This is a genomic window from Longimicrobium sp. (assembly GCF_036387355.1).
In the GTDB taxonomy this organism is placed as follows: domain Bacteria; phylum Gemmatimonadota; class Gemmatimonadetes; order Longimicrobiales; family Longimicrobiaceae; genus Longimicrobium.
The window spans coordinates 1-10,045 of sequence record NZ_DASVTX010000075.1 but is presented as its reverse complement, the minus strand read 5'-3'; the positions used below and the strand labels follow the sequence as shown (position 1 = coordinate 10,045).

Annotated in this window: 6 protein-coding genes; 4 read left to right on the top strand and 2 right to left on the bottom strand. The window is 67.9% G+C overall.

Going from position 1 to position 10,045, the window contains the following annotated elements; translation table 11 throughout:
• The 4 genes from VF665_RS03485 to VF665_RS03470 form a co-directional block, all read left to right on the top strand.
• On the top strand, positions 1-4,123 hold a 4,123-nt coding region (locus VF665_RS03485), incomplete at its 5' end, for a response regulator (protein WP_331052015.1).
• A 420-nt stretch (positions 4,124-4,543) separates the two neighbouring features.
• Positions 4,544-5,407, top strand: coding sequence for a protein-glutamate O-methyltransferase CheR (locus VF665_RS03480; protein ID WP_331052014.1), 864 nt, complete (start codon positions 4,544-4,546; stop codon positions 5,405-5,407).
• Positions 5,404-6,006, top strand: coding sequence for a chemotaxis protein CheB (locus VF665_RS03475; protein ID WP_331052013.1), 603 nt, complete (start codon positions 5,404-5,406; stop codon positions 6,004-6,006). The genes VF665_RS03480 and VF665_RS03475 overlap by 4 nt, the downstream gene beginning before the upstream one ends.
• A complete protein-coding gene (locus VF665_RS03470; protein ID WP_331052012.1) occupies positions 6,003-7,802 on the top strand; it encodes an ATP-binding protein in 1,800 nt (599 codons plus the stop codon). Before VF665_RS03475 ends, VF665_RS03470 begins: the two co-directional genes overlap by 4 nt.
• A 168-nt stretch (positions 7,803-7,970) precedes the next feature.
• Here VF665_RS03470 and VF665_RS03465 read toward each other — a convergent pair whose 3' ends face one another.
• Together VF665_RS03465 and moaC are read right to left on the bottom strand one after the other, a co-directional pair.
• A complete protein-coding gene (locus tag VF665_RS03465; protein WP_331052011.1) occupies positions 7,971-8,630 on the bottom strand; it encodes a transglycosylase SLT domain-containing protein in 660 nt (219 codons plus the stop codon).
• Between the two features lie 55 nt (positions 8,631-8,685).
• Positions 8,686-9,180, bottom strand: coding sequence for a cyclic pyranopterin monophosphate synthase MoaC (gene moaC, locus VF665_RS03460; protein ID WP_331052010.1), 495 nt, complete (start codon positions 9,178-9,180; stop codon positions 8,686-8,688).
• Between the last annotated feature and the right edge of the window lie 865 nt (positions 9,181-10,045).

The window sequence follows — 10,045 nt, the reverse complement described above, 5'->3', positions numbered from 1 at the left end:
CCTCCAGATCAAGGAGGTCATCAACTCCATGGTGGACCGGCTCTCCGTCTTCGCGGACGAGGTTACGCGAGTGGCGCGAGAGGTGGGCACGGAAGGCGTGCTCGGCGGCCAGGCGGACGTGCAGGGGGTGGCGGGCACGTGGAAGGACCTGACGGACTCTGTGAACTTCATGGCGTCCAACCTGACCGACCAGGTGCGAAACATCGCCGACGTCACTACGGCGGTGGCCAAGGGCGACCTGAGCCGCAAGATCACGGCGGACGTCAAGGGCGAAATGCTCCAGCTCAAGAACACCGTCAACACGATGGTGGACCAGCTGAGCGCCTTTGCCTCCGAAGTGACGCGCGTGGCCAAGGAAGTGGGTACGGAAGGAAAGCTGGGCGGGCAGGCCAAGGTGGAGGGCGTCGCCGGCGTGTGGCGCGACCTGACCGACAGCGTGAACAGCATGGCTGGCAACCTGACGGGCCAGGTGCGAAACATCGCCGACGTCACCACGGCGGTGGCCAAGGGCGACCTGAGCCGCAAGATCACGGCGGACGTCAAGGGCGAAATGCTCCAGCTCAAGAACACCATCAACACGATGGTGGACCAGCTGAGCGCATTCGCCTCCGAAGTGGCCCGCGTGGCCAAGGAAGTGGGTACGGAAGGAAAGCTGGGCGGCCAGGCGCGGGTGGAAGGGGTCGCGGGCGTGTGGCGCGACCTGACGGACAACGTGAACCAGCTGGCCGGCAACCTGACGGTGCAGCTGCGCGACGTGTCCGCCGTGGCCACCGCCATCGCCGACGGCGACCTGACGCGCAAGATCACGGTCGAAGCGGCCGGCGAGATCCTGCAGATCAAGGACGTGATCAACGCGATGGTGGACCGCCTCTCCATCTTCGGCGACGAAGTGACGCGCGTGGCGCGAGAGGTGGGCACCGAGGGCAAGCTGGGCGGCCAGGCCGAGGTGCCCGGCGCGGCCGGCACCTGGCGGGCGCTGACGGAAAACGTGAACGCCATGGCCAACTCGCTGACGGCGCAGGTGCGCGCCATCAAGGACGTGGCCACGGCGGTGACGGAGGGCGACCTCACCCGTACCGTCACGGTGGAGGCCAAGGGCGAGCTGGACGAACTGAAGCGCTCCGTGAACCAGATGATCTCCAACCTCAAGGAGACCACGGAGCGCAACCAGGAGCAGGACTGGCTCAAGACCAACCTGGCCAAGTTCAGCCGCATGATGCAGGGCCAGCGCGACCTGGAAAGCGTGTCGCGCCTCATCATGAGCGACCTTACGCCGCTGGTGGGCGCGCACCACGGCGCCTTCTTCCTGGCGGACGGCGAGGGCAAGGAGTTCTCGCTGCGCCTGATCGCCAGCTACGCGTACAAGGCGCGCAAGAACGTGGCGAACCGCTTCCGCCCGGGCGAGGGGCTGGTGGGGCAGGCGGCGCTGGAAAAGAAGCCCATTCTGCTCACCGGCGTGCCGGACGACTACATCACCATCTCGTCCGGCCTGGGCGAGGCGCCGCCGCGCAACATCATGGTGCTCCCCATCCTCTTTGAGGGTGACGTCAAGGCCGTGATCGAACTGGCGTCGTTCCTTCCGTTCAGCCAGATCCACCAGGTGTTCCTGGACCAGCTGACGGAAAGCGTGGGCGTGGTGCTCAACATGATCACCGCCAACATGCGCACCGAGGAGCTGCTGCAGCAGTCGCAGAACCTCACGCAGGAGCTGCAGAGCCAGTCGCAGGAGCTGCAGGCCCAGCAGGAGGAGCTGCGCCGCACCAACATTGAGCTCGAGGCGCAGGCCCGCACGCTCAAGGCGTCGGAAGAAGCCCTTCGCGACCAGCAGGAAGAGCTGCAGCAGGTCAACGAGGAGCTGGAAGAGAAGGCGGCGCTGCTGGCCGAGCAGAACCGCAAGGTGGAGCAGAAGAACCGCGAGGTGGAGGCCGCCCGCGCCGAGCTGGAAGAGAAGGCCCAGCAGCTGGCGCTGTCGTCCAAGTACAAGAGCGAGTTCCTGGCCAACATGAGCCACGAGCTGCGGACGCCGCTCAACTCGCTGCTCATCCTCGCCAAGCTGCTGAGCGACAACAAGGACCAGAACCTTACGGAGAAGCAGGTGGAGTACGCCCAGACCATTCTGGCCTCGGGCACGGACCTGCTGAACCTGATCAACGACGTCCTCGACCTGAGCAAGGTGGAGGCGGGCAAGATGGACCTGAACGCCGGCGACATCCTCCTGGCGGACGTGAGCAACTACGTGGACCGCAGCTTCCGCCCGCTCGCCGAGCAGAAGGGGCTGGAGCTGCGCATCGACATTGACCCGGAGCTGCCGCCCAGCATCTACACGGATGGGCAGCGGCTGCAGCAGGTGCTCAAGAACCTGCTGAGCAACGCCTTCAAGTTCACGCACGAGGGCGGCGTCACGCTCACCATGCGCAAGGCCGAGAAGGGGCGGCGGTTCATGAACTCCGCCCTGAACGACGCCGACGGTGTGGTGGCCATGGCGGTGACCGACACCGGCATCGGCATTCCGGCCGACAAGCAGCGCCTGATCTTTGAGGCGTTCCAGCAGGCGGACGGCACCACCAGCCGCAAGTACGGCGGCACGGGGCTGGGGCTCAGCATCAGCCGCGAAATCGCGCGCCTGCTGGGCGGCGAAATCCGGGTGGAAAGCAACGAGGGCAAGGGGAGCACCTTTACCCTCTTCCTCCCCATCACCTGGCCGGGCGACCCCGACGCGGGCCGCGGCGGCGGTGACGGCACCTTTGGCCCGTCGGACCGCGGGATGTTCACCGGCAGCCTGCCGCCGTCGCCCTCGCCGGCGCGCTCCGCGCCTCCCCGCCCGCAGGGGGGGCAGGGCAACGGGCATGCGCAGGCGCACCACCCCGACGACGAGCCGGAGCGCAGGCGCTACTCGCGCGACCCGCAGTCCGCGGGGATCCACGACGACCGCGCCACCATTCAGCCGGGCGACCGGTCGGTGCTGGTGGTGGAGAACGACGTGGCCTTTGCCCGCATTCTGCTGGACATGGCGCGGGAAAAGGGGTACAAGGTGCTGGTGGCGCTGGACGGCGAGTCCGCGCTGGAGCTGGTGCACGAGTACCGCCCCGACGCGGTCACGCTGGACATCGACCTTCCCGGCATCGACGGGTGGACGGTGCTGGACCGCATGAAGCACGCGCCGGAGACGCGGCACATTCCCGTTCACATCGTGAGCGGCGCGGGGCAGCGGCAGCGCGGCCTGCGCCAGGGCGCGGTGAGCTACCTGGAAAAGCCCATCAGCAAGGACGCGCTGGACGGCGCCTTTGACCGCATCAACGCCTTCCTTTCCGAGGGCGTCAAGCGGCTGCTGGTGGTGGAGGACGACGAGACGCAGCGCCGCAGCATCATCGAGCTGGTGGGCGCCGACGACGTGGAGATCACGGCCGTCCCCACCGGCGAGGACGCGCTGGCGCAGCTGCGCGAAAAGCGCTTCGACTGCATGGTGCTGGACCTGGGGCTGCACGGCGAAAGCGGCTTCGACCTGCTGGAGCGGGTCAAGAGCGATCCGGAGATGCAGGACCTGCCCATCATCATCTACACGGGCAAGGACCTGAGCCCGCAGGAAGAGACGCGGCTGCGGCGGTACGCGGAAAGCATCATCATCAAGGACGTCAAGAGCCCCGAGCGGCTGCTGGACGAAACCGCGCTCTTTCTGCACCGGGTGGAAAGCAGCCTGCCGGACGAAAAGCGCCGCATGCTGGAGCAGCTGCACCGCACCGACAGCGTGTTCGGCGGCAAGAAGGTGATGGTGGTGGACGACGACGTGCGCAACATCTTCTCGCTCACCAGCGTGCTGGAGCAGCAGGGGATGCGCGTCGTCTTCGCCGAGAACGGCCGCGACGCCATCGAGCTGCTCAAGCGCGAGCCGGACGTGGACCTGGTGCTGATGGACGTGATGATGCCCGAGATGGACGGGTACGAAACCACGCAGGCCATTCGCGGCATGCCGGAGTTCGCGAACCTGCCCATCATCTCCCTGACGGCCAAGGCCATGAAGGGCGACCGGGAAAAGAGCATCTCGTCGGGCGCCTCGGACTACATCACCAAGCCGGTGGACGTGGACCAGCTGCTGTCGCTGATGCGGGTGTGGCTGTACCGATAGGGAATAGGGAATAGGGAATAGGGGTCTCTCCCGCGGAGGCGATGTGGCGCCGGATATGGGCGGATCATTTCGCGTGAGGGATGCGCGCCCGGAGGGCCGAGAGCCCGGAGCGGCGGGGCACAGCCGTATCGTGCCCTGCCGCGGAGGGGGCTCGGCGCCGTTGGCAACCGCTGTATCGTTGCCTACGGCGCGCGCAGCCCGGCCCGGAGCGCAGCGCAGGGACACGCCCTCACCCGCCGTTGTCCCTTTCTGGCTCCGGCTGCGCAAGGGGTAAGGAAGCAGAGAACAGGAACGGCTGAGGATTGACAGAGCGGGAGCGGTGCAGGGGCGGAGCGACGCCCTCGCACGCGGCTTGCCTCCCGTGTGGGCACGGTCCGCGCGACTCGCGCGCGGCAACAAGGAGTCCCGAAGCGAAGGTCCGTGTCGAGCCAACGGGTGGAACTGGTGGACACCCCCGCCGCGTACAACCGCGACGTGGAGCGCATTGAGGTGGAGCTGCTGCTGGAAGGCGTGTACCGCCACTACGGGTTCGACTTCCGCAGCTACGCGTACTCGTCGCTCAAGCGGCGCATCTGGAAGCGCATTACCCAGGAGGGACTGTCCAGCGTAAGCCAGCTGCAGGACAGGGTGCTGCACGACTCCGGCATGATGGAGAAGCTGCTGCTGGACCTGTCCATCAACGTGACCGCCATGTACCGCGACCCCGGCTTCTACGCCGCGTTTCGCGAAAAGGTGGTGCCCACGCTGAGGACGTACCCCTTCATCCGCATCTGGCACGCCGGGTGCTCCACGGGTGAAGAGGTGTACTCCATGGCCATCCTGCTGGAAGAAGAAGGGCTGTACGACCGCGCCCGCATCTACGCCACCGACATCAACGAGGTGGTGCTGCAGCGCGCCCGGGCGGGGATCTTTTCGCTGGAAAAGATGCAGGAGTACACGCAGAACTACCTGCGCGCGGGGGGAACCAGCTCGTTCAGCGAGTACTACACGGCCATGTACGACGGCGCGCTGTTCAACACCACCCTTACGCGCAACGTGGTGTTCTCGCAGCACAACCTGGTGACCGACGGATCATTCAGCGAGTTCAACGTGATCATCTGCCGCAACGTGATGATCTACTTTGACCGCAAGCTGCAGAACCGCGTGCACCGCCTGTTCTACGACAGCCTGTCGCGCCGCGGCGTGCTGGCGCTGGGCAACAAGGAAACGCTGCGCTTTACGGACTTCGAGGACAAGTACGAGGTGGTGGACACGCGCGAAAAGATCTACCGGAGGACGGCGTGAGCGAAGCCGCCCCGGGGTACCGCATGGTGGTGGTGGGCGCCTCCGCGGGAGGATTGTACGCGCTGCGCACGCTCATCGCGGGGCTTCCCGCCGACTTCGAGATGCCCGTGGTGATCGTGCAGCACAGGGCCAAGGAGTCGGAGCTGCTGTGCGAACTGCTGCAGGAGTGCACGCCGCTGCGGGTAACGGAGGTGATGGACAAGCAGGAGATCGGGCCCGGCGTCTTCATCGGCCCGCCCGACTACCACCTGCTGGTGGACGAGGGATCGTTCGCGCTTTCCACCGATGACCCGGTTCGCTACAGCCGGCCGTCCATCGACGTGATGTTTCAATCCGCCGCGGAAACGTACGGTATGGATACGGTGGGCGTGGTGCTCACGGGCGCCAACCAGGACGGCGCGGCGGGGCTGCGGCAGATCGCGGACGCCGGCGGCCACTGCGTGGTGCAGGACCCCGAAACGGCCGAGGTGCGGGTGATGCCGCGCTCGGCCCTCAAGGCCGTTCCCGAGGCCTGTGTGCTCCCCCTGGAACAGATCGGGCCGCACCTGGCCGGAATCCGGGGCCGCCACGTGCCCCCGTGCCCGCCGCAGCCCGCATGACGGGAACCCCCGAAACGCAGGCCGCGCCCACCCCCGTGCCGCGCGCGCGGATCCTGATGGTGGACGACCGCCCCGAGAACCTGATGGCGCTCGAGGCGATCCTGGAGCCGCTGGGGCAGGACCTGGTGCGCGCCAACTCCGGCGAGGAGGCGCTGCGGCAGGTGCTGCTGCACGACTTCGCCGTCATTCTTCTGGACGTGCAGATGCCGGGGATGAACGGCTTCGAGGCCGCGCAGCTCATCAAGAGCCGCGAGCGGTCGCGCAGCACCCCCATCATCTTTCTGACGGCGATCAGCAAGGACGAGGAGTACGTCTTTACCGGCTACTCCGTGGGGGCGGTGGACTACATGTTCAAGCCCTTCAACCCCGACGTGCTGCGCAGCAAGGTATCGGTCTTCATTGACCTGTACCTCAAGACGGAGCAGCTGCAGGACCAGGAAAAGCGGCTGCGCGAAAGCGAGCTGCGCGAGGTGCAGCTGGCGCACCGCGCCGAACTGCTGGAGTCCGAGGCGCGGCTGGCGGAGATCGTGGGCTCCGCCATGGAGGCCATCATCACCTTTGGCGACGACCGCCGCGTGTCGCTGTTCAACGCGGCCGCCGAGCGCACCTTCGGGCGGGCGGCGGAGAGCGCGCAGGGGATGGCCGTGGACGAGCTGCTGGCCCCCGAGTTCCGCGGCGCGCCGCTGGACGAGCTGTGCGCCGCGGCCGCCGCGCGCGCCGTGTCCGTGCGCGCCGGCGCCGCCACCGGCGCGGACGACGGCCCCCGCGAGCACGCGCTCGTGGGTGTGCGCGCGGACGGGCAGAGCTTTCCGCTGGAGGCGTCGCTGAGCTGCCTGCAGCTGGAGACGGAGCGCGTGTTCACCGTCATTGCCCGCGACGTGAGCGAGCGCAAGGCGGCCGAAGAAGAGCTGCGGCGGCAGGCGGAAACGCTGGCCCGGTCGTCGGCCGAGCTGAAGTCGCTGAACGACCAGCTGCAGGCGCGCCAGCGGGAGCTGGAAAGCGCCATGGCGTCGCGCAGCCGCTTCTATGCCAGCATGAGCCACGAGCTGCGCACGCCCATCAACGCCATCCTGGGCTACAGCTCGCTGCTGCTGGACAGCATCTACGGCGAGCTTACGCCGGAGCAGGCGCGCGGCATCGAGCGGGCGAACGCGGCGGCCAAGCACCTGCTGGAGCTGGTGAACGACATTCTGGACCTGTCCAAGATCGAGGCGGGCAAGGTGGACCTGGAGGTGCAGCCCGCCACCTTTCCCGCGCTGGCGCAGGACCTGTTCGTCACGGTGCGCCCGCTGGCCGACGAGCACGGGTCGGAGCTCACGCTGGAGTGCACGGGCGACGCCACGGTGACCACCGATCCGCGGCGCGTGCGGCAGATTCTGCTGAACCTGCTGAGCAACGCCATCAAGTTCGGCGAGGGCAAGCCAATCACCGTGCGCTGCCACAAGGCGGAAGACGGCGGGCTGCGGGTGGAGGTGGCGGACCAGGGGCGCGGGATCGATCCCCAGGACCTGGACCGCATCTTTGACGAGTTCGTGCAGCTGGCCAACCCCGACCAGCAGGTGGGCACCGGGCTGGGCCTGCCGATCTCGCGGCGGCTCGCCGTGCTGCTGGGCGGGTCGCTGACAGTGCAGAGCACGGTGGGGGAGGGCAGCACCTTCTGCCTTTCGCTTCCCGCCAAGCTGGACCTGCGCCTGGTGTCTGGCGAGGGCCTTCCGCTCCCCACCGCCACGGACGATCCGCCGCAGCCCGCGGATTCGCCCGCGCCCGCCGAAGAGGATGCGGCGCACGTGGGATAAGAGGCAGAAGAAGAAGCTCTAACAGAGGCACAGAGACACAGAGAAGAGACGATCCGTTCTCCTCCGTGTCTCTGTGCCTCTGTTCGCGATTGCGGTTTTCAGGATGCAGCAACGAGAAGGGCCCCGCGTTGCGCGCGGGGCCCTTCGTTCATCAACGACGGGATCAGGTCAGCGGTGGCGCTTCTTGCCGAGCACCATCTGCACGTAGCCGTTGTTGGGATCGTCGCCGTTGGCCAGAAGCTGGTCCACGCGGTCCGGGCCGCGGTTGTACGCCAGCAGCGCCAGTTCCAGGTTGCCCTCGTACTTTACGATGAGCGTCTTGAGGTAGCGGAAGCCGATCCGCAGGTTGGTGTCGCGGTCAAACAGGTCGTCACGGTCCAGGCCGGCCTTGAAGTACTTGGCCGTGGACGGCATCAGTTGCGTGAGGCCCACCGCGCCCACCGGGCTTACGGCGCGGCGGTTGAACTCGCTCTCGGCGCGCACCAGCCCGAACGCCACGTCCGGCTCGATCCCCTCCGCCAGCGCGATGTCTTCGATGCGCTCGGCCAGGTCCGCCGGGATGCCGTAGGTGGCGGACTTCTGGTGGATGCGCTTCAGGCGGTCGATCTCCACCTTCTGCAGCTCGATGACGCCTTCCGGGGCGGCCACGCCGTACAGCTGGCGGATCTCCGTGGCGACCGCCGTGTCGGCCGTGCGCGCGCCGACCGCGAAGGCGAGCAGGCAGAGCGCGATTCCCGTCAGGCTGTTCTTGAGCGTCGGCGTCAACTCCAGCCGCGGTGTCTTACGGGCCTGGACGTCGGCCTGCAGCTTCAGAATTACAGATTGCATCGGGTAGGGCTCCATTGCACAAGTCGGGGCTCCATAGAGCAACCTGTGTGCCGGGTCACCCCTCCGGCGGCGCTTCCCACGTTCCCGTGCGTCCCCCTTCCTTGCGCAGCAGCCGGATTCCGCCGATCACCATTTCGCGGTCGCGCGCCTTGCACATGTCATAAACCGTGAGCAGGGCGCAGGATACCGCGGTGAGCGCTTCCATCTCCACCCCCGTCCTGCCGTCCACCCGCGCCGTTGCGGTCACCCGCAGCCCGCTCCCGTCCGCCTCCGGGGCGATTTCCACCTCCACGGAGGTCAGCGGAAGGGGGTGGCAGAGGGGGATGAGGTCCGCGGTGCGTTTTGCCCCCATGATGCCGGCCAGCTGCGCCACGGTGAGCACGTTTCCCTTGGCGGTACGCCCCTCCACGATCGCGGAAAGGGTCTCGGCGGAGGTGCGGATCCGGCCCTCCGCCACGGCGATCCGGCGGGTGACGGCCTTGTCCGCGACGTCCACCATGCGCGGGCGGCCCTGCTCGTCCAGGTGGGTGAACCCCGAATCAGTTGACATGGTGCGTGGCGGGAGGAGTGGCCCCGGATTGGGGCGCCGGAGTCCCCGTGTGGACGGACGGCACTTTCGGCTTGTTTTCGGCCGCGTGGGCGGGCTTTTCGCCCGGGACGGCATGGTGAGCGCACCGGCGGACCGCGTGCGCGCCGCGACTGAAGTGCATGCTGTGCAATGACTTGGCGCTATTGCGGCAATGGCGCCGCACGCCTCGTGTCGTTCGGACGCGAATGCGCGGTCACGCGTGCGGGGCGTCCATGCGCAAGAGTCGTGACGGGGGGACGGGGGCACGGGTGCGCCTCGGAAGTTCGAGGCGCCGCCGGAGAGGCCCCCTCCCCCCAGCCCCCTCCACCCGCTCCGCGGGAGAGGGGGAGCCGTTCGGCGTGGGGGCGGGTTCGGCGCGCGTCCGACGCCCGGGGCCCCTCCCCCGGCCCCTCCCCGTGCAAACCCCGCACGGGGAGGGGTGCACCGGGGACGCGGTGCAGAGTCTGGCTCGCGAAACAACCTCCCCCAGTCCGTTCTGGGGGAGGGTGGGCGATTGATGCGAGCCCGGGTGGGGGCCGCCGGGGAGTTCGCCGCTCCCATCGGCACTCGAACCGCCGTGCAGTTGAAGCCTCGATCATGGACGCGACAGCGGCCATGAGTCGGGGCTTACCGCTGTTGGAGCGGCGGATTCATCCGCTCAGGAGAGCCCGGGGACGCCGACTCCTCTATTCCCCATCGCGCTACGCCGGGGTGAACTCGCGGCGCAGGTTGCGGAGCAGGCCGGCCAGGATCAGCTGCGGGTTCACGTTGCCGCTCGCCAGGTCCTGGGCCTCTTGCACGTGCAGGATCGCCGCGGCCACCCCGCGCGCATCCACCCCGCGCCGCT